This window comes from Pseudoalteromonas sp. APC 3495 (assembly GCF_030407645.1).
Classification (GTDB): Bacteria; Pseudomonadota; Gammaproteobacteria; order Enterobacterales; family Alteromonadaceae; genus Pseudoalteromonas; species Pseudoalteromonas tetraodonis.
On sequence record NZ_JASDDA010000003.1, the window covers coordinates 124206 to 145171 of the forward strand.

General features: G+C 40.0%; 17 protein-coding genes. 4 read left to right on the forward strand and 13 right to left on the reverse strand.

Going from position 1 to position 20966, the window contains the following annotated elements:
* Positions 1–8: 8 nt before the first annotated feature.
* Positions 9–2135 carry a TonB-dependent receptor gene (locus tag QL984_RS02170; protein ID WP_290171949.1) on the forward strand — a complete coding sequence of 709 codons (2127 nt, stop codon included), beginning with the start codon at positions 9–11 and terminating at the stop codon, positions 2133–2135.
* A 79-nt stretch (positions 2136–2214) separates the two neighbouring features.
* Here the strand turns inward: QL984_RS02170 and QL984_RS02175 are convergent, their stop codons facing one another.
* A complete protein-coding gene (locus tag QL984_RS02175) occupies positions 2215–3096 on the reverse strand; it encodes a LysR family transcriptional regulator (RefSeq protein ID WP_138764133.1) in 882 nt (293 codons plus the stop codon).
* Between the two features lie 111 nt (positions 3097–3207).
* On the opposite strand from QL984_RS02175, the gene QL984_RS02180 reads away from it, so the two are divergent.
* A complete protein-coding gene (locus QL984_RS02180) occupies positions 3208–4188 on the forward strand; it encodes a TDT family transporter (RefSeq protein WP_138764132.1) in 981 nt (326 codons plus the stop codon).
* Between the two features lie 77 nt (positions 4189–4265).
* On the opposite strand, the gene QL984_RS02185 is transcribed toward QL984_RS02180, so the two are convergent.
* Both QL984_RS02185 and QL984_RS02190 read right to left on the reverse strand, forming a co-directional pair.
* Positions 4266–5666 carry a pre-peptidase C-terminal domain-containing protein gene (locus QL984_RS02185; RefSeq protein WP_138764131.1) on the reverse strand — a complete coding sequence of 467 codons (1401 nt, stop codon included), beginning with the start codon at positions 5664–5666 and terminating at the stop codon, positions 4266–4268.
* Between the two features lie 294 nt (positions 5667–5960).
* Positions 5961–6134: a DUF2986 domain-containing protein gene (locus QL984_RS02190; RefSeq protein WP_013464421.1), complete on the reverse strand. Its 174-nt coding sequence runs from the start codon at positions 6132–6134 to the stop codon at positions 5961–5963.
* A gap of 161 nt (positions 6135–6295) precedes the next feature.
* Here QL984_RS02190 and QL984_RS02195 point away from each other — a divergent pair, with 161 nt between their 5' ends.
* A complete protein-coding gene (locus QL984_RS02195) occupies positions 6296–7783 on the forward strand; it encodes a dipeptidase (protein WP_138764130.1) in 1488 nt (495 codons plus the stop codon).
* Positions 7784–7854: 71 nt separating this feature from the next.
* On the opposite strand, the gene QL984_RS02200 is transcribed toward QL984_RS02195, so the two are convergent.
* The 5 genes from QL984_RS02200 to QL984_RS02220 form a co-directional block, all read right to left on the reverse strand.
* Positions 7855–8616, reverse strand: coding sequence for an EAL domain-containing protein (locus QL984_RS02200; protein ID WP_058154340.1), 762 nt, complete (start codon positions 8614–8616; stop codon positions 7855–7857).
* A gap of 256 nt (positions 8617–8872) precedes the next feature.
* Positions 8873–9301 carry an OsmC family protein gene (locus QL984_RS02205; protein ID WP_058154341.1) on the reverse strand — a complete coding sequence of 143 codons (429 nt, stop codon included), beginning with the start codon at positions 9299–9301 and terminating at the stop codon, positions 8873–8875.
* A gap of 192 nt (positions 9302–9493) precedes the next feature.
* Complete coding sequence (locus QL984_RS02210; protein WP_064663139.1) at positions 9494–10651, reverse strand: N(5)-(carboxyethyl)ornithine synthase; 1158 nt, start codon at positions 10649–10651, stop codon at positions 9494–9496.
* Positions 10652–10936: 285 nt separating this feature from the next.
* The gene (locus tag QL984_RS02215; protein WP_010391223.1) at positions 10937–11071 is read right to left on the reverse strand and encodes a DUF2256 domain-containing protein; all 135 of its coding nucleotides are present in this window, start codon (positions 11069–11071) and stop codon (positions 10937–10939) included.
* Between the two features lie 2 nt (positions 11072–11073).
* The gene (locus QL984_RS02220) at positions 11074–12603 is read right to left on the reverse strand and encodes a deoxyribodipyrimidine photo-lyase (protein ID WP_138764129.1); all 1530 of its coding nucleotides are present in this window, start codon (positions 12601–12603) and stop codon (positions 11074–11076) included.
* A gap of 102 nt (positions 12604–12705) precedes the next feature.
* Between QL984_RS02220 and QL984_RS02225 the strand changes: the two genes are divergently transcribed.
* Positions 12706–13314: a flavin reductase family protein gene (locus tag QL984_RS02225; protein WP_064663137.1), complete on the forward strand. Its 609-nt coding sequence runs from the start codon at positions 12706–12708 to the stop codon at positions 13312–13314.
* Positions 13315–13332: 18 nt separating this feature from the next.
* Here the strand turns inward: QL984_RS02225 and QL984_RS02230 are convergent, their stop codons facing one another.
* The 5 genes from QL984_RS02230 to QL984_RS02250 form a co-directional block, all read right to left on the reverse strand.
* A complete protein-coding gene (locus QL984_RS02230) occupies positions 13333–14634 on the reverse strand; it encodes an MFS transporter (protein WP_064663136.1) in 1302 nt (433 codons plus the stop codon).
* A 67-nt stretch (positions 14635–14701) separates the two neighbouring features.
* Positions 14702–18007: a PAS domain S-box protein gene (locus tag QL984_RS02235; RefSeq protein ID WP_013464429.1), complete on the reverse strand. Its 3306-nt coding sequence runs from the start codon at positions 18005–18007 to the stop codon at positions 14702–14704.
* Positions 18007–19245 carry an ABC transporter substrate-binding protein gene (locus QL984_RS02240; protein ID WP_013464430.1) on the reverse strand — a complete coding sequence of 413 codons (1239 nt, stop codon included), beginning with the start codon at positions 19243–19245 and terminating at the stop codon, positions 18007–18009. Before QL984_RS02240 ends, QL984_RS02235 begins: the two co-directional genes overlap by 1 nt.
* Before the next feature lie 177 nt (positions 19246–19422).
* Entirely contained in the window at positions 19423–20265 is an 843-nt protein-coding gene (gene yghU, locus QL984_RS02245) for a glutathione-dependent disulfide-bond oxidoreductase (RefSeq protein ID WP_013464431.1), read from the reverse strand.
* 18 nt (positions 20266–20283) lie between these two features.
* On the reverse strand, positions 20284–20889 hold the full coding sequence (locus tag QL984_RS02250; RefSeq protein ID WP_013464432.1) for a rhomboid family intramembrane serine protease: 606 nt from the start codon (positions 20887–20889) through the stop codon (positions 20284–20286).
* Positions 20890–20966: the final 77 nt, after the last annotated feature.

Sequence of the window (20966 nt, forward strand, 5' to 3'; positions counted from 1 at the left end):
AATCAATAATGACTGATAAAAAAAATCCCCTAACCTCCTATTTAGTATCGCCTTTGGCACTTGTTATAAGTGGCGTACTATCGCCTGTTGCCTTTGCAGATGACGCCTCAATTGAAGTGATTGAAGTACACGGTCAAGCACAAAACAAACACCTATCGTTAGGTTCATCTGAATCGTTATTAACTGATTTAGGTGTGGACTTTTCAGCCGCCGGTGGCATGGCTAACTTACCTGTTTTAAATGGTTTAATGGGCGATAGAGTGGCGGTACTGGTCGATGGAGCGCAAATCACCGCCGCCTGTGCCAATCAAATGAACCCGCCACTGTCGTATATTTCAGCCAATCAAATTAGTAGCTACAAAGTAATTGCAGGTATTTCTCCGGTAAGCGCGGGAGGCGATAATATTGCAGGGGTGATCGCGGTTAATTCTATTTCACCTCAGTACAGTGAAAGCAAGCAACTTGGCTGGCACTCTGGCTACGTATCAGCCCAATACAATACGCTAGATAACGCCAAAAAGGTCGGCGCAGGTATGCGCATTGCCAGCGACGTATTCAGTTTTAATTATCAAGGTGCGTTTAGCGATGCTAACAGTTATGAAGATGGTAATGGCGATTTAGTGCTCGATACCCTGTACCGCGCGCAAAACCATAGTTTAAGTGCTGCCATGCGCGATGATAAGCAACAATTAGTTGTTAAGCTAAGCCATCAAAAAATACCCTATCAAGGCTTTGCTAACCAATATATGGATATGACAGATAACACCAGCTATGGCGCTGTTGCCCAGTATAAGCGTGCTTTTACAAACAGTGAGCTTGAAGCGCAGTTAAATTGGCATAGCGTAAAGCATGAAATGGGCTTTTTCAGCGCAGAAAAAACCGGAAAAATGCCAATGAAAACCGACGCCGAAGATATAAGCACTCAGTTAAAATGGCGATTAGCGCTTGAAAACAACAGCCAGTTATTACTCGCCCAAGAGTACCATTATATGAATATTGATGATTGGTGGCCTGCGGTTGAAGGCTCAATGATGATGGGGCCAAATGACTACAACAATATTAATAACGGCCGGCGTCAGCGTATTGCCCTGCTTGCTGAATATGAAAGCCAACTAAATACTCGCTGGTGGTTAAATGCAGGCGTTCGATTTGAAAATGTAATAACCAATACCGACGATGTACAAGCATACAACGCAGGTATGGCCGCTATGAGTGCGATGGCCATGGCGATGCCAAGCGATGCAATGGCCGCTAAAGAGTTTAATGGTCAGAACAAAAAACAAACAGACAACCTAGTCGATGCAAACGTGCTGATTAACTATCAACTAAGCAATAATGACGAGTTACAAATTGGTTTAGCTCGTAAAAATCGCGCACCTAATTTATACGAACGTTACAGTTGGGGGGTGGGAAATATGGCCACCACCATGATAGGTTGGTACGGCGATGGTAATGGCTATATTGGTAACATTGCCCTTAAACCTGAAACCGCACATACGCTTAGCACTACGTATACCCGTATGGCTAAAGACGACAGCTGGCGTATCAGTGCTAATGCGTGGGTGAGCGATGTAAATGATTATATTGACGTCAACAGAGTAAGAAGCTTTAACCGCACAGCGCTTGCTGCCAATACTCGTAATGTACTTATGTTTAATAACGTAGATGCCACGCTTTATGGAGTAAAGCTAGATGCGGTTGCTACTCTGCACGAGTCTAAGCAGTATGGTAGTTGGTCGTTAAAAGCTAACATTACCAATACCCGTGGTAAGCGCGACGATACCAATCAGCCGCTTTATCAAATTAAGCCACTGCAAACCTACTTTGCGATTAACCAGCAAATAGGCCGCTTTGAAAACGCACTCACGTGGCAGTGGGTCGATAGTAAAACCCGCGTAGATAGCAACCGCCTAGAAAACCAAACCGAGCAGTATCATTTACTTAATTTAAGCTCAAAAGCCAGTTGGGATGCATTGACTGTGAGTGTTGATATTACCAACCTGCTTGATGAGTATTATGAATTACCACTGGGCGGCGTAAGTATTGCTGAGTTTAAACATGATTCAACGCAGGGATTTAACCAATTAGCAGGGCAGGGTCGTTCTATTAATTTGGCTATGAGTTACGCGTTTTAAGATGAGAGAGTAAGTTAGTGTGAGCTGTCAGATTCGATTTTTGGTTAATCGAATCTGACAGTTAATTACTATTAATTTTTTAATTCTGCTTGTGACAAAAATCTATAAACTGCGTTAGCAGCGGATTTTTGTATTTGTCTTTATGCATCACTAACCAAAACTGTCTTTGCATGGAATGGTTTAAGTTAAGCTGCGTAACGCGGCCATCGTTTGCAGCGTACTGTGCCGCGAGTGACGATAAACACCCCAGCCCTAACCCTTCTGCAACGCTGTTGATCAATGCCTCTGTGGTATTGAGCTCAAAGCTTTGACTCCAATTATCGATATGCGTAGCAAGGTTTTGTAAAAAGAATGAGCGTGAGCCAGAGCCGGTCTCTCTTAATACCCATTGACTGTTTGCTAAGTCATTAAAATTAAGCTGTGGTTTTTTAGCTAAAGGGTGGGATGGCGGCGCAATAATACACATAGAGTCTTGACTAAACACGGTTGAGACTAAGTCACTTTGCTGGGCATGGCCTTCTATTAATGCAATGTCGAGTTCAAAGTCGCGCAGTTTTTGACAAATAAGCTCAGAATTTGAAATAAAAACCTGCTGAGAATAATGCTGCTGTTGTTGGCGAAATCCACTGAGTATAGAGGGTAACACATGATTACCAATGGTATCGCTGGCACCTATTTTTAACGTGCCACTGGCTGTTGCGTGGGGCGAAAAAAGCGTATTAATATCATTTGCTCTGTGCAGTAATTCATCGGCCAGGGGCAGTAATTTTTGCCCTTCTTGATTTAAAATTAAGCGATGATTTACCCGGTCAAACAGTGGGTGGCCTAATTGTTTTTCAAGCTCGCTAAGAGACATACTGAGTGCCGCTTTAGACAAGTAAAGCCGCTCAGAGGCTGCGCTAAGCGTTGTATGCTGGGTAATACCTACAAACACTTTAAGTTGTTTAAGAGAAATATTCATGAGCTTGGTGTTTAGTTTTTCTGAACGTGTGTTCTATATAATTAGATTTAACTAAACAAAATGCAAGGTTAAACTTCTTTATAAGATAAACAGTGAGTGTGGAGTATAAACATGTTTAATTATATAAAAACCAAAGTAATAACCGCACCCACCCCAATGGGCGGATTAGCATTAGGCATAGCCAGCCTTGGTTGGGCTTGGGAAAATATGTTCAATGTAAATGGCGCAGCGCAATACACTGGGGCGGCAATTGCAAGCGTATTATTATTAATACTTGGCTTAAAATTTTTACTGCACCCGCAATTACTAAAAGCCGACTTAGCGCACCCTGTTGTAGGCAGTGTGGTGCCTACTTTTGCTATGGCAACGTTGGTGGTATCTAATTCGTTAGGGAACGTTAATCCATTAGCAGGGGATGTGCTTTGGGTAGGCGCATTTTTATTGCATTTGGGATTTTTACTGAGCTTTATTATTCATCGTGTTCGTGAATTTAAAATTGAACACATGGTGCCAAGTTGGTTTGTACCACCGGTGGGGATTATTGTTGCCGATGTCGCGTTCTCGGGTAACCCAGCACTGCTATTTTTAGCACAAGGGGCACTTTATTTTGGCATGTTAATGTACGCAGTTATGTTGCCGATAATGATTTACCGGATAATATTTGCTGAACAAATTCCTGATGCTGCACAGCCTACACTGGCTATTTTAGCGGCGCCAGCAAGTTTATCGTTAGCGGGGTATTTCACTGTGGTGACCCAACCGTCACCAGTGATTATTGGGGGGTTATTTGGTATTGCCATACTAATGACACTCATTATTTATACGGCATTTTTTAAATTACTACGCCGCAGGTTTTGCCCAGGGTTTGCTGCATTTACCTTTCCCATGGTCATTGGTGCTACGGCGTTATTTAAACTCGCGGATTGGATGCTAACGATGAACGTGGATATGCAGTTTATAAATCAAATACATTACTTAGCGGTATTTGAGCTGCTAGTAGCAAGCGCTGTGGTTGGCTATGTAGCGATCCGTTATACGCATTATTTTAACCCTTTGGCTTCAAAGTGGCTTGAATATAAAACGAATAGGTAATTATCAGGTTTTTGTTTATTTAGTTATTATTTTTGCGACAGTTAAAAAAGAGCCCAAAGGGCTCTTAACTGGGGGGATTAATAAGGATTGATAGGGGAGTAGAAGTTGTTGTTATTACCATTAATGCTCACGTCTAGTTGCATACCATTATGAGCGTGGCTAACCACATTGTAATTATCACCAGGTAGTAGCTTTACTCTATTAATATTTTGATAGTTAACAGCACTGCCACATTGCAATGTCACTCTTTGCGTATTAGCCGTTTCTTTAAAGATGTAAATTTCATTACTGCCGTCAACAACCCCTGTACCAGAGGCATCGATGAACAGTGAGGTTGCCTCACTGGCTGCAATAGAAAAATACTGATTGCTGTGATGGCCTAAAGACACGATGGCGCGCCCCATTCTGTTACGTTCTTGGAAGTGCGTATCGGTTAAGCTGTTGTTTAATACAGGCACATCAATAAATCGACTGCTGAAGTTAAGTGTTTCGTGGCAAAAGTCAGTGACTACTTCATCTGATACTGCGCCAGCAAAGCCATCTGGGTCGTAAACGCTATTTGCCATTAATGCCATGCCTGCAGACGTTCCGCCAACGACACCGCCTTTATCAAAAACGTGTTGCACAGCGGTTTGTACTTTTGTACCTTGCCATTGATTAAGATAATCTGATTGGTCACCGCCTGCAATCCATACAAATTCGGCACTGCGGATAGCCCAGTCAACATAGTCATCATTCGCTTTGTTGCGAGTATCAATGATCAGTGTTTCTACTGAGTCGGCATTTATTAAGTTCAGTAAATAATCGTTGTAGGCGTCAGTACCTGAGGTTCTAAGCACAACAACATCGGCACCGCTGCCAACATGGTTGGCAACGCGATTACTAAATGCTTGATCAACATCGCTGCCACCACCCATCAGTAATACAGCACCTTGATCAGCTGTTAATGTGCTGCATGAATCAGCACTGCCACCTTGTAAATATGCTTGTAATGAACCTGGTTTTGCAGGGCGAGAACTATAGCCACAATCACCGTTACCACTTCCGCCACCGGTGTTACTACCTTCACCAAAATTGACTGTTAGATCGTACCAACCTGTACCCGAGTAACGCGTTACTTTTACATAATAAGTACCTGTTGATTGCGCGTTATAACTGCCTGTTTCTGGCACATTACTGGTCGCCCCTTCGGCTAGGGCCGACCCCGTTTCTTGATATAATGCCCAGTCAAAGTCATCACGAGTATGATGGTCAAGATTAACTTCAATAGGTCCGGTTTGCGTTAGTTCGAATCTAAACCAATCAGTATCATTTCGACTCAACGAGCCTGCAATGGTGGTATTACTACAAAGTGGGGAATTTGCATTGCTTTCAGTGTCGTTTGATTCAACCTCGTTTGTTAAACAAGCATTACTTGCAAACGAAAAAAACATGCACGCGGCTAGTGATCCATTAAGAATTGAGAGTTTTCTTTTCATTATTGTTACCTGAATTTTAATTACATAGAAGCCTTCCTACTGCGAGGCATTATTGCTTTTAAATTATTCAGGTTTTTTTATTCGTCGAACCATTCACTTAAATGATAGTCGACAGAACATTCTTGAGGAGCACTAGGAGTGATAATAAATAGTTTGTTCATTTATGCCTCCTAAGTGATTATTGGTGTGTTTCAGCATTGTTGCTGAATGTTCAATATTACAGTTAGGTGTTTAGTTTGCAACTATTTATTAACTTTTATTTTACTTTTGTTCCAGGCTTTTGTTTTTATTGATTTATAAACATGTTTCATCGTTTATAGACTCTATTTGCTGTTCTTGAGCCAGTAATGCTAATTTTTCACGTTCAGCTTTAGACACATAAGCAGGTTTATTACTTTTATGTAATTTTGCATTTGCGCGCTTATCTTTGTTATTAAACTTTGTAATGATCTTTTTTCTGCGATTCATGATTAACCCCGTAATTTTAAGGTGCGCATTATACAGGCATCTTTAGTAAAGCTGTTAGATAAATATAGTGGCGGTTTTACGCTCTGTCGCAAAGCGTTGTTTGTTATTACACAAGGGCGTTATAATTATGGTTCTTGGTTGTTAATTAAATGGGATTTGTTTTGAAAAAGTTAGCTTTAGCTAGTATCGCTTTATTGGCCTTTAATACTCATGCACAATTAAATAAAATTAATGACAGCGTGGCTGATTACGCTGTAAATACCTACCAAAGTGCGCAAGTACATACACTCACAAATTTGGTGTCTTTTCCAACGGTTAATAAAAGTGATGTTAGCGCACCACAAAATCCCGACTTTATTGGCTTTAAAGCGTTACTAAAAATGAAAGCGGCTGAGCTTGGTTTTGATTATCAAGATTTAGGTTACACCGTACTTATTGGTATGGGGCAACAAACTGAAAAGGTAACCATAGTAACTCATGGCGATGTACAACCTGCTAATGCCAGCAAATGGAAGCAAAGCCCATTTGTTATTGACACCTCAGAGGTGGGTAAGTTGGTTGGCCGTGGTACCGAAGACGACAAAGGCGCTATTGCGACTGCAATGTACGCCATGAAGGCGATAAAAGATAAAGGCATAGCGCTTGATAACCGTATTGAATTAATGATTTACCTAGCGGAGGAGTCTGACTGGGGGCCGTTAACTGAGTTTATGAAAACTTATCAGCAACCAAAGTATGCGGTAACCATTGATGCCTCTTACCCTGTAGTGGTTGCTGAAAAAGGCTGGAGCTTAATTGCGCCAACATTTGATGCAACATCACCACAAACAGGTGTGTATGTCAGTGATGTAACCGGCGGCGCATTTGCCAGTCAAATCCCTGAAGATGCCAGCCTATTACTACATAACGCCAACGAAACATTAATTAATCAATTAAAAGCAAAAGCTAACACACTTAAGCAAGTTGAATTTAATTTTACAGAGCAAAATAACGCGCTGGCCATAAGTGTTAAAGGCATGTCGGCCCACTCATCTGAACCGGAATCAGGCGTTAACGCCATTGCTTATTTAGCTGAAATATTTAAAAACGTTGAGCTTGAAAACAACAGTGATGGCCAGCTCATTAATTTTGTTAATCAGCTTATTGGTTTAGATATTCACGGTAAACAGTTTGGCGAAATTGCTTATGAACATGACTTTATGGGGCCAATGACCGTAGCGCCTACGGTTATTGAACGTGAGGGTAATGCGCTTACTTTAGCGGTCAATGCTCGCCGTCCGGTTGGTAAAGATGAGACGTTACTTAAACAACAAATTGATACTGCGCTTGCTAATTGGCAAACGGCTAATCAGGTTACGTTAGCTAACATTAAAACCACCATTGGTACGCCCATGCTTTTAGATAGCGCACCCCATGCGCAAAAGCTACTTGATATTTTTAAGCATTATACGGGTGATAAAAACGCTGATTTTGTTTCAATAGGGGGCGGTACAAATGCCAAGCTATTTGATAATGCCGTGTCGTTTGGCCCATCTATGCCGGGCAAACGCTACACCGGGCACTCAGAACATGAGTTTATTACCCTTGAGCAATTAGCACTTAATTTACGTATGTACACCGCAATGATGATAGAGCTGGGGAATATGTAATTTTGGATATATAACCTATATCTAATACGAAAAAACCGCCGTAACGGCGGTTTTTTTATAGCAACGGTGTGCTATTGAAAATCAACTTCTGGCAAGCATTCAAATCCAGGTTTTGCAAATAAATAACCTTGCATTAGCTCAATACCTGCGTGTTTTAACCACTGATATTCTTCAACGGTTTCAATGCCTTCAGCCAGAGCTGTAACATTTAGCGCGCTAAACATGTTTAAACAGTGAGTTACGATTGCCTGGCGATTTTTATCTTTGTCGATATCTCTGATCAGCGCCATATCAAGCTTGATAATATCAGTTTGAAAATCGGCTAATAGGTTTAATCCAGAATAGCCTGAACCAAAGTCATCGGTGGCTGTTTTAAAGCCTAATTCTTGGTAATAGCTCACAACACGTTTTACATGTGCGCTGTCTTCTATTTTTTCGACTTCTGTAAATTCAAACATAATATTTGTTGTAGGGAAGTTATACTTTTTAGCGGCTTCTAGGGTGGTACGAATACAACGCTCTGGCTTGTAGATAGCGTTTGGTAAAAAGTTAATACTAAGCATCGAATCTACACCCAGCTTTGATGCAAGTGCAATCGCTTTAATTCTGCATAACTGATCAAACGTATAGCGGTTAGTATCGTTAACGCGAGAAATAATAGAGTAGGCAGATTCATTATTTAAACCACGGACAAGTGCTTCATATCCAAAAATAGTATTATTTTGACAATTTACAATAGGCTGAAATGCCATGGTAAAGTCAAAATCTAGTTCATTCGAATCAACGCAATTGCTACAAGATACTTTTTCGCAATTTAGTGATTTATCATTCATTCATCGTACCCTTTGTTTTAACCTACAAAATAAGGTGTGGTTAAGCCTGCCCTTAATCCTAACAAAGTATTGATATTTTACATAATCTATTTAACTGTTTTTGTTTAACCTTTTTGTAACTCACCGCGATTAAACAGTGCCTTTATTTCTATGATTAATGAAAAAGTAGCAATAAGGTTATGGCTTTTTTACATGCGCATAACCTTATTTTTTATGGGCTTTAAGCGCTTTGCGCCTAGCTTAATACACTCGGTATTTACTTAAGTATGGCGTTAAGCGAAATCTCAGTATTTAATAATTTTGAAATAGGACAGCCTTTTTTGGTTTGTTCGCACAATGCTTGAAATTGCTCATTTGAAATATCAGCAATGGTTGCATTTACTTCAAGGGCAATGTGCGTCACGGCAAAGCCATCATCCACTTCGTCTAAACTAACCACTGCTTCGGTGTTTATGTTCTCAGCGGTAAAGCCCGCTTCACCAAGTGCCAGCGATAAAGCCATACCAAAACAGGCACTATGTGCTGCACCCACTAATTCCTCAGGGTTTGAGCCTGGCTTATCTTCAAAGCGGGTATTAAACCCATACGGCTGGTTATCTAATGCGCCACTTTGCGTTGAGATATAACCTTTCCCTTTTTTAATATCACCAGACCATGTTGAACTTGCAGATTTTTTAATCGTCATTATGTTCTCCTTGTTGAGGGTGTAGGCTTTTTAGGTTAATTAGTCATACCGTGTAGTGTTTGCAATACGTTGTAAACACTACACGGTAAAACAGCTAAAAAGCGTTATTTACATAGATAGTTGCAAAATAGAAGCCAAATAATTTAATAAACAAGGTTCACGTTATGTTTGGGATTATTTATTATCCCGAATTTAGGTTATATCAGCTATTTGCAGGTGATAAGGCGGGGCGCTTTCACGGTTTTGAAACGCTAAAATAGCGTTGTTTTTAATTATTCCGTGTTCAATATTGATAGCGCGGCGAATGGTTTCGTCTTTTTGCCATTGCTCTGGACCGGCTAAAACAGTTGGCAAGTATACAATGAGCGCGGCAGAAATAGAGCGCGTTGCACTTTCCCATAAGTAGCTAGGGGTATGATCAACCGCGTAATAATCAGTGGTTTTATAGCTAAACATTGGGTGTTTAAATGTTGTTGGCTTTGCAAAAAAGAATCCCATTCCTTCATCACAGCTTACATCTATTATAAGGCTATTGGGTTTTAAGCAATCGGCTTCAGATTCAATCACAAAATTGACGGGGTTTGCGGTTTCTTGGTAGGTGCCATTAACAATAATGTCAGCTTCGCTAATAAGCTCAGTAAGCGGACGCTGCGAACCATCGTGCTCAACCACTATCATACGAGCTTCGCCTTCAATGCCTGGGCGTACTTTAACATAATGACAATCAAGTACTTCTTCACGCACTTCATGATCGGGGCGCTGTATACAAATTGTAATATCTCTAAAACCATGAGCTTTTAATGCATAAATAGCGCCTCGGCTAACAGCGCCAAAACTAAAAATAATGGTTTTACGTTGATTACCGTAATGGCCATCAATGCCTTTTAGTTGCAGAGCATGTAACACCGCACAATAACCAGCCATTTCATTGTTTTTATAAAAAGTATGACGGCCCACATTCCCCTGTGGTGACCATACAAACATGTCTTCAAAGGCAATAAGAGTGAGTTTTCTATCAAGGGCAGCTTGGGTAATTGCTTGTTGTTGTACGCAATGTACATAGCCCCAAATTGTGCCGCCTTCTTTAAGCTCTTGTAAATCAGCAAGCACTGGTTTGGCAATAATGACGGTGCCTAATTGGGTTAAAATATCACTGCGGGTGGCAATGCCGCCTGTCAGTGCTGCAATTTCTTCGTCGCTCATATTAAATGCCGCGCCATAACCTTGCTCAAAAATCATATTTTTTCTGAGTTTTTCAGGTATACGCATTAAATGCGCAGGATGAATAGGGTAGCGTCTTTCATCTGTTTTACGTGATGTTCCAATTACGCCAATAGTTAATTCACTCATGCTATATCCTTGATTAAAGTATGCTGAGTTTATAAACGAATAATGCTACATCGCTAACAAACAAAGAGGGGTTTTACAGGCAAGCTCACGCCATGGCTGTAAAATAAGGCTTGGTAAAGGGTGTTCTTTTAATTAGCTGTGCTAGGTGTAATGAATGTTGAGCAGGCAGAGGGTAGAGTGTTAACTTGCATTGAATAACAAGTTGAAACGTTAACCACTATAACAGCTATGTAAGATATAAAGTGAGATTAAAGCGAATATGCGTGTATTGGTTTTTATAAGCGGCTATTTGCTGCGTTTGCACCGCTCTGAGCAATAAATAACGTTATCCCAATCTCGTTGCCACTTTTTACGCCACGCAAACGGCTTATTGCATACTGGGCAAATTTTTTGCGGTAAGTTAAGTTTTTTGTGCGCCATAATTAGGTGTTCTCTTTATTGCTGTTACTGCGAGTTTTGCGTTTTACACGGGTGATTTTTTGAGTCGGAGCTACGTGTTTTTTAAGAATTTTACCTATGGCGCGTTTTACATCGGGCCGCTCTCGGTATTGCCATAGCCGTTCGCGGGCTTCTTTTGAGGCGGTGGTTAAATCAAGCATCGGCTCAGGGTAGTCTTCACCTAGTTTAAAGTCGTTAAATAGCGCTTCCATGGGCGTTTGCTCCCAAGGTTGATGTAAATATTCAATGGGGAGCTTTTCAAGTTCAGGGCACCATTTTTTTATAAACGCACCGGTTGGGTCTTGATCCTCCGATTGCTTTATTGGGTTGTAATGACGAATGGTATTAATACCGGTGACAGAGGCTTGCATTTGAATTTGTGGGTAATGAATTCCCGGTTCAAAGTCTAAAAAGTAATTAGCCAGCGGAAAACTTGCCTGTTGCCAGCTGATGTTTAAATGATGCGTTACAAAGCTAACTAGCATAGCGCGCATTCTAAAATTAATATAACCGGTGGCTTTTAAACAGCGCATGCAGGCATCAATAATAGGAATACCAGTTTGCCCCTGTGCCCAGCGTTCAATATCGCTAGTAACCTTGGCGTCATCACGATACGGAAATGCATGGTAACCCGGATTTAGCGCTTTAAATTCCATGGTGCATTCGCTTTCAAACTTTTGCATAAAATGGCAATGCCAATGCAAGCGTGATACAAACGCGGCAAGTGGGCGCTTCCACCCTTTTTTATCAGCAGAAGTGCTATGGTATGCGTCAATCGCCATTTGATACACTTGCCTCAGGCTGATATTCCCCCACGCTAAATAGGGCGATAACCTAGAGCAATGTGTACGGCTTAAGCTTGGGCTGGATATTCCTTTTTGATAACTCTTACCGCGTTCAGCAAAAAAGCTTTGCATTACTTCACGGGCAAGTCGAGGGCCCCCGTGCTGAAAATGTTCATTATCTTGCGTGTAGGCGCTCGGCAGTATAGGTGTTTGATAATCAGTAAGAGCAAGTGGTTTTATTTGTTTCCAATTAGGTATAGCAATAGGTGCTTGCATGGTTTGTTGCCAGCGCTCGTTCCAATTACTGCGATTTCTTTTGCCACGTATCACAGCCCCGGTTGGCGACTCTAACCAGTTAATGTGATGGTGTTGGCACCAGACTTTAATTGCTATGTCACGCTCAAAGGTATTGTTTAGCCCTATTTCTTGGTGGCTAAAGAGGTTTGTGATTTCAAACTGCGAGTGAAGCGATTCAAGCAAGGTTTGCATATCTTCATTAAATATATATACGCGGCTGTTAAAGCGAGCCAACTGAGTGTTTAAGTCGCAAATAGATTGATATACAAAGCGCCAATGCCGCTCGTTGTAATGCACATCGTCAAGTAGTAAAGGTTCGAAATTATAAATTAAGAGGGTAGGCAGGCCGTTACTAAACGCATTTTTTAAAGGCTGATGATCGCTTAGGCGTAAGTCACGTTTAAACCAGACTATGTTTATTTTTATGCGCATGGATTCAATGTATTATTTAAAAATGCTATGAAGTAATTATTTAACTTGTACGCAGCGTAGCGATTTTCCGATTTAGTTTTTTAAGATTAAAAGTGAGAAACCATGTTTTTAGATTTAACCGATAATAGCAATCACTCTGTTTATAGCTACTTAGTGGGCGGTATAAGCCCAAGACCGATTGCGTGGGTAAGCACGTTAAGTGAGGAGGGGGTTGCTAATATTGCGCCTTATTCGTTTTTTACTGTTGCTAGTTGTAACCCGCCGGTTTTAAGCGTCACGCAGGTAAACCCTCGGGATAATGCAAATAAAGATACGTTAAATAATTTACTCGCTACCAAAGAGTGCGTAGTTAATATTGTTAGCCATTCGCTTGTTGAACAAATGAACCAAAGCTGCGCTGACTATCCACGTGACGTGAGTGAATTTGATGCTGCAAATATACAGCGTACCCCCAGCCAATTAGTCAGTGTACCAAGTGTTGCTGCGTCAAAAGTGCGCTACGAATGTAAGTTGCGAGAGGTGATTACTATTTCAGATGAGCCAAGCGGTGGGCAAATGATGCTGTTAGATGTGGTGGGTATTTTCCTCGACGACACCGTTTTAGTGAACGGATATATTGATCCAACGCGTTTAGATGCGGTGGGTAAAATGGGCGGCGATTATTTTAGTACCACGAAAGACAAATTTGCATTAAAGCGCCCACAGTTATAAAGCAATGTTGGTAACCTATTATTCGGTTTGTGGTAAAAAGAATGCACTTATAGCACCTAAAAAACCAAGAGTACTGTAAAGTAAAATTAGCTCAGCGGTTGATAAAAAAGCCTCGAGTAAACCTATACTACCCAGAAGTAGTAATAACACCCCAATTACCGTGTTACTTACCGATACATAATCGGTGCGTTTATTGCCCTCAGCCATATCAACAAGGTAAGTTTTTCGCCCTAAACGCACGCCTTGGTGTGCAACTGAGAGTAAAAAATACAATATAGGCATAACCCACCAATTTAGCAGTAGTGTGCTATACCAAGTGGCAATAACAAATACGGCTAAGCCATTAAATGTGACTAATATAGCGCTAAGCACTAAAACACGCTGGCTGGATAAGTCACTGAGCCTGCCCCAAATAGGCGCCGAGACTAAACTAGCAAAGCCAGAAACGGCAATGAAAGTGGCAAGCAGAGAAAATTCAAAAGACTGTTTACTGGCTAAAACTATATAAAAAGGGGCACTCAGAGCTGAGCATAAAAGTAGCGCACGCGTAATAACAAAATGGGCAAATTGTTTATCTTTATAAAGCAGCTTAAGTTTAGAAAGTGCATGCAGCAAGCCATTTTCACCGCCATCGGTTGCCCCCTTATATTCATTTATTTGGCTGTAAAAAAAAGCCGCGATCACCCACATTATTGCACCGAGTGCTAAGGCTATAATGACGGTGTTTTGATCTTTTTGTTGTGAAAAAAACCACATGAGCAAGCCAAACGTTAAGGTGGCAAAACCGGCAATACTGGCAGCTAAGCCACTAATATTACCGCGCTGTTGCTTAGGAATAACTTTTCCAAGCACATCTTTTGCGGCCACCGAGTTAAACCCTCTAGCTAAGCTAAATAAAATTAATAAACCAATAATGGCGTAACCCGCAAGCTTGCCCTCAAGTGTAAACGCGACACCAACCATAGCCAAAATACATAAAGACTGCACAATAGCGCCAATAACCCACACCCATTTACGAATAGGCAATTGGCGGATAAAGCCAGCAATAGCTAACTGTGGCAGCAGTGAACCCGACTCTCTAATAGGTACTAGCCAAGCAATAAAACTCGCTGGCACGTTTAAGCTTTGCATTAACCACGGCAGCGTTATTTTGGGATTGAGTAGCGCATCAGCAAACTTACTAAACAGTTGGCTTAGCAGTAAAGTAATAAAATTACCGGGGACTTCTTGGCATGCGTTATCGTCAATGGCCTTACACGCGCGAGCATCTTCTTCGTTATTTAAGCGTTTATAAATTTGCTCTTTTGTTAGTTTTTTCACTCTATTTTACCGCTGTATAAGTACAAATATTTATATATATTAAGATGATATGGTTAACATATCTACTTTACTCATTGTTTTTAAGCTCATATGGCAACCACTTTAGAAGTTTTTTAAATAATATGTCTTGCGCAATGGGCTTAGAAATATAGTCGTTCATTCCAACCTGTAAGCACTTAGCTTTATCGCCCACCATAGCGTTTGCTGTCATAGCAATAATAGTAATTGGGGGATTTTTACTTCCAGCTTCATTTACTCTTATATGGGTTGTGGCTTGGTAACCATCCATCACTGGCATTTGGCAATCCATTAAAATGAGTGAGTACGGGTTATGGGAAGTTGTTTGTTTTAAATATTCGAGCGCGTGCTGGCCATTTTCTGCAATATCAATGCTATTAATTCCTATTTTTTTAAGCGTGGTAGAGGCGACGATTTGATTAATGTTGTTATCTTCAACCAGTAAAATACGAATGTTTTTGTCCCACACAATATCATCGCTCGACAAAGGCTGAGTGTCAGATAAATCCTCAGTAATGAGGCTGCTATTACTATGCTGTTTATCGCTAAAGCAGGTCGATAGCATCTTAAAAAGATTTTGTGTGATTATGGGCTTTGTAACAATGGCTGAAAACCGAGACGCTTGATATAAATCGCGCTGTTTATTTAGCTCACCCGTGGTCATTAAAACAACATGCGCAGCCATAAGATCTACTTCTTTATCAAGGGTTTTACTTAAGGTTAAAGCATCGCCGTCACTTAGCTGCATATCAATCATAATTAAATCAAAACAAAGGTTTTGTTTTTCGATATATTGCTGACATATTTGCACAGCCTGCTTTGCGGATGGGCTGATTACGGCTGTTGCTCCCCATTTAGTAAACTGCTTGTGTAAGATAGAAGATTGAGTTTGATTGCTGCACACAATTAAAATATTTAACGATGACATATCTACAGGGGGTAATACTTTTTGTGGGTTTTTACTGCGTTTTAGAACAACATTAAAGCTAAAGTTACTGCCCTTATTTTCTTTAGATTGTACCTGTATATCACCTTCCATTAGGTGGCATAACTTTTTAACAATCGCTAAGCCCAAGCCCGTGCCTCCATATTTTCGTGTTGTTGAAGAGTCAACTTGAGAGAATGATTTAAATAGCTTGGCTTGTTGGGCTGCAGAAATACCAATCCCAGAGTCTATTACTTGGCAGTTAAAACGCATTTGATTATTGTTAATCGGTGTGAGTTTAGCAATAACTTGCACTTCACCTTTATGAGTAAATTTAAGCGCATTATTTACTAAGTTTGTTAAAATTTGTTTGAGGCGTCCGGCGTCACCAATGACAAAAGCGTATTCAAGGTGCTCTATATCTAGCATTAACGGAATATTTTTACTGTGGGCATGAATTGCTATTGTTTCGATAAAATCGTCGAGCATGTTACAAAGGTTAAACTCTAACTCCTCAAGCTCAAGCTTACCGGCATCCACTTTTGAAAAGTCTAAAATATCGTTAATAATATTTAATAAGGAGTTTGCACTATTGAGTGCAATGCTTACCTGATGGTGTTGTTTTTCATTTAATGAGCTATCTAAAATCAAATTAAGCATGCCTAATACGCCATTCATAGGCGTGCGAATTTCATGACTCATTGCTGCTAAAAACTCGCTTTTGGCAATGTTAGCCTGTTCAGCCGCCGCTTTTGCTTCAATTAATAATTGATTCGCTGCTTTTTGCTCAGTGATATCTTGCTGAATTCCCACGTAAGCTGTGAGTTGTTGCTGCTCGTTAAAAACAGGCGAGATTTGTAGGCTATTCCAAAATTCCGTGCCATCTTTTTTATAATTTAGTATTTCTATACGTTGAGTTTTTAATGTTTTTATTGCATTAGTAATAATATCTATTGCGTTCTTATCGGTGTTTGGCCCTTGAAGTAAGCTGCAATTTATTCCTAGCATTTCCTCTTTACTATAGCCTGTTATTTTTTCAAATTCAGAGTTTAAAAAGACTAAAGGAAAGCCTTGCACACTCGCATCGGCTATAGAAATACCCACATTACACGATTCGATTGCCTGCGCTAATAAATCATTTTGCTCTTTTGCTTGTTTTAATGCTTTTTGAGAACGTTTTTGCTCAGTAATGTCAGTTACAGAGCCTGCCATTCTAATTGCTTTATTATGCTCATTGCGCAGTGCCATCCCTTTTACTGTAAAATAACGATAAGCGCCTGATTTAGTCTTTAATCTATAATCGTAATTAAAGGGAATGTTGCTAATTAAGTGATTTGCTATTTGCTTTTTATGCTTGGTTATATCATCAGGGTGAAGTAACTTATAAAGTGCATCAGCACAGTGAGGCAAAGCGTTTTTATCGTTTTCGTCGTAGCCAAGCAATACGCTAATACGGGGAGAAAAATATACTTCATTTGTAACAATATCCCAATCCCAAATACCATCATTACTGCCCTTAACCGCCAGTTCGTAACGCGCTTCACTTTGCTTTATCGCTTCTCTTGAGGATTCTAAAAGCTTAAACGGGTTTAGTAGTAAGTGCCGACCAAATACAAACAGGAATAACGACGATAAAGCCATACTTACAATAATTGATATAGCAATATCGATTATGAAGCGAGTAGTTTTAGCAGCAATTAAATTGGCAGTAATGTAGTAGTTTAATGTTATATCTGTATTGCCAATGAGGTTTTGGTTAATACTGACATACTCGTCATCTTGATTTAAATTAGAATAATAAACCCATGGGCCTGCTAAAGTCAGTCCATGGCTTTCACGGTCAAAGTCGGTCGGTAGTAACTGGGTCATTGGCGTATTAAATTGCACCATAAGCACGCCCTCAGTAAAGTTATTATATTTTATAGGCACCGCAATGGTGAATAGGTCGGTATTGGTTGGCTTATTTAATATCACCGCCTTTTCTGTTTGCTCTTCAAGTAAGCTATTTATCCATGGTTGCTCAATTATACTCAGCTCGTTAATCGAAGGGTCGTTACTAAAAACCACCTCTTTTAATACGTTTATAATCGTTATTTTTTCGGTGCTACCCATTATTTTATATTGAAAAAGGTAATCTTGGAGTAGCGCTTTTGAGGTGTCTGACCCCATTATGGCGTTAGATAAAATAGGTTGACGAGCAAGGTCATTAAGAATTTGTGTTCTTGTTTCTAAAAATAGTGTGAGGTAGCTGGTGGTGAGTTTAGATTCAATCTCAAGACTTTTACTTTGCAAATCATAAATAGCTGTATTTGCGCGATGACCAACAAACAGTAAAGAAATAGTCACTGATAATATTAAGCTCAATGCTAAAAAAGTATAAAAAGCATTATTTGTTGAGAGCTTAAGTTTTTTATTTATTAATGCTCGCATTACTCAACATTGCCTATTGGGTTTTCGATAATGTGTATTTTTCCATCTGGCTGATAATTTGCCATGCATAAATCGTCAAAACCAAGTGCTTCGTGGGCATCAATATTATTAGCTGACCAAACAGCAAAAGGACGTTGGTATTGTTTTATTAAGCCATTAACTGGCATGGTTAAGTTTTCAAGTGCATGTTTGATTTTTGCTCTGTTGTGCTCTGTATTATCGGTTAAAGTTATTTGTGATATGCCCTGTAACAATAGTTTTGTTAAGTCGTAGGCATGAATAAATCCAGCCGGAGAAATTAACTCAGTGGGTGCTACAGGGGTAGGCTTGAGGGATAAGCTTTGTGCTATAACATTTTTAGTTAAAGCGGTTTGCGGCGTTTTTAAAAATGAAAAACAGCTTTGTATAAAATGTAAGCTCAAGTTTGATTTTATGGCTTGCTCAACGTTGGCAAAAAAATCCCCACCCGTTATTCCCCAATGACTAACAATAGGAAGGCGCTCATTTTTGGTAAAACTTGCCATCGCATTTATAAATACAGCCCCCTCAATGGCATTTCCAACAAATAAAATACACTCTGCAGGTGTATTTTTTATTTGATGCAGCATTAATTTGGCGTTATTTATTTTTGTGTTCCAGTTAAACCATTCTACTTGTGGTTTTATATCACCAAAGGCCTCAAGCATGGTGTTGTTGTTTGATTTTCCCCATGGCGTGTCTTCTAAAAGTAAGAGCGGATTTTTGCAATTTAGAGTTTGCGTTGCAAATTGGGCCATTCTATAACCGGCTTTTGTATCATCTACCGAGAGCCTAAATACCCAGTTATCATCACTAGGGTAGCGCGTAATAGACCCTCCGGCAGCCCAAGGCAGTAATAGTAATAGTTTGTTTTTATTGATGAACTCTCTGTTTTTTATATATGGCGGGGAGTGCAATCCACCAATAAAAACCAGTGCATTGGGGTCTTTTAGAAACTGCTGCATGTGCAATAAGCTGCGATTCGCATTACCTCGGTTGTCTTTTTCAATCAGTGTGAGCTGATAATCTTGTACGTTATTATTAATCTCTGCTAAAGCAGTCAGCACCCCCATCTTCATTGCATAGGCCGATTCGTAATGGTTTGAATAGTCTGAGTCATGGTAGAGCGTTAATGTTTTTACATCTTCGCTGCGTGCACTTAAAGGAAATGCTGCAATATAAAGTACACTTAAGAGGAGTACACAAACCAAAGATTGCATAATAAACTTTATATTAGTAATTTTTATTAAAGTTAGTCCATTTTGGCGTGTTTTCCTGTTTTAAAAGGAAATTATTTAATTTTTTATAAAATATAAAACTGAAATATGATTCATATTTTTTATTAATGGACATAAAAAAGCCAGCTAAGCAGCTGGCTTATTGAACTGTTTTGACTTTTATTTAAAGTCTTGAGCCGTGTGGCGCTCTGCCATTTGCTCTTCTTCCGGGCCCCACGTACGATTAACGCGACGACCTCGTTTTACGCCTGGGCGTGCAGCCACTTGTTTAGCCCAACGAACCACATGGGTATAAGATGCAACATCTAAAAACTCTGCCGCGTCGTATAGGTCACCTAAAACCAGTGAGCCATACCACGGCCAAATAGCAATGTCGGCAATTGAATATTCACTGCCTGCCATGTATTCATTGTCACTTAAATGGCGGTTTAGTACATCAAGCTGGCGCTTAGTTTCCATGGTAAAGCGGTCAATCGGGTATTGCATTTTACTCGGTGCATAACTGTAAAAGTGGCCAAACCCACCGCCTAAGTAAGGTGCTGAGCCCATTTGCCAAAATAGCCAGTTACGACACTCTGTTTTGGCTTTGAGATCATTAGGAATAAAGGCATCAAATTTTTCGCCTAAGTATTGTAAAATAGCACCTGACTCAAATATGCGTGTTGGCGGTGTGGTTGAATGATCCATCAGCGCGGGTATTTTTGAGTTCGGGTTTATATCAACAAAGTCAGAGCCAAACTGATCGCCTTCACCAATATTAATTAAATACGCATCGTATTCGGCATCGGTTAAGCCAAGCTCTAAAAGCTCTTCAAACATAATACTAACTTTTTGGCCATTGGGTGTTGCCAGCGAATAAAGCTGAAATAGATGTTCGCCAATCGGTAATGTTTTGTCATGAGTAGCGCCTGCAATGGGGCGATTTATACTAGCAAATTTACCACCACTTTCACTGTCCCATGTCCATACTTTAGGCGGGATGTATTCGTTGTTTTCACTCATAAATAACCTCTATCTATATTAAACGCGTGTTTTAGTTGTTGCTTGCTGATTTTTTAATTTATCTGCTTTTGCTAGTTTATAACCTAAAAACAATCCACTTAATGCACCAAAAAAATGGCTCTCAAACGAGATATGAAAACGCTGCGGTAATACGCCCCAGATAAAGCCACTGTATAAAAATGCTACGATAACAGCGATGGAAATCGATTTAAATGAACGCCTTACAATGCCATAGCATAAAATAAATCCCCACAAACCATAGATGACACCGCTTAGACCCACATGAATATTACTGCGGGCAAACATCCAAACGAATAAGCCACCTACTAAAGCGGTGAATATAAATACACTATAAAAGCGCTGTACGCTGTACTGGCAAATTAACCAGCTTAATACAGCAAATGGCAACATATTACTGGCAAAATGCCACCAGCTACCGTGTAAAAAGGGAGCACAAAGAATACCAACCAACCCTTGAATACTTCTTGGATAAATACCTAAACCGTTTAAATTAATGCCAGGTAGGCTATTAATAAGCTGCAATACAAAACAAATAATAATAATGCTAAAAATAGCAAAACGGGTACTGGTAATAAGTGAAAGCGTGTTTGGTTTAGTGGCCATAGTGTGATCCTAATTTACCGAAAGTGTTGCCAGTATAGGAATTGTATAAGGTAATGAAAAGCAATTAAAAAAGCACA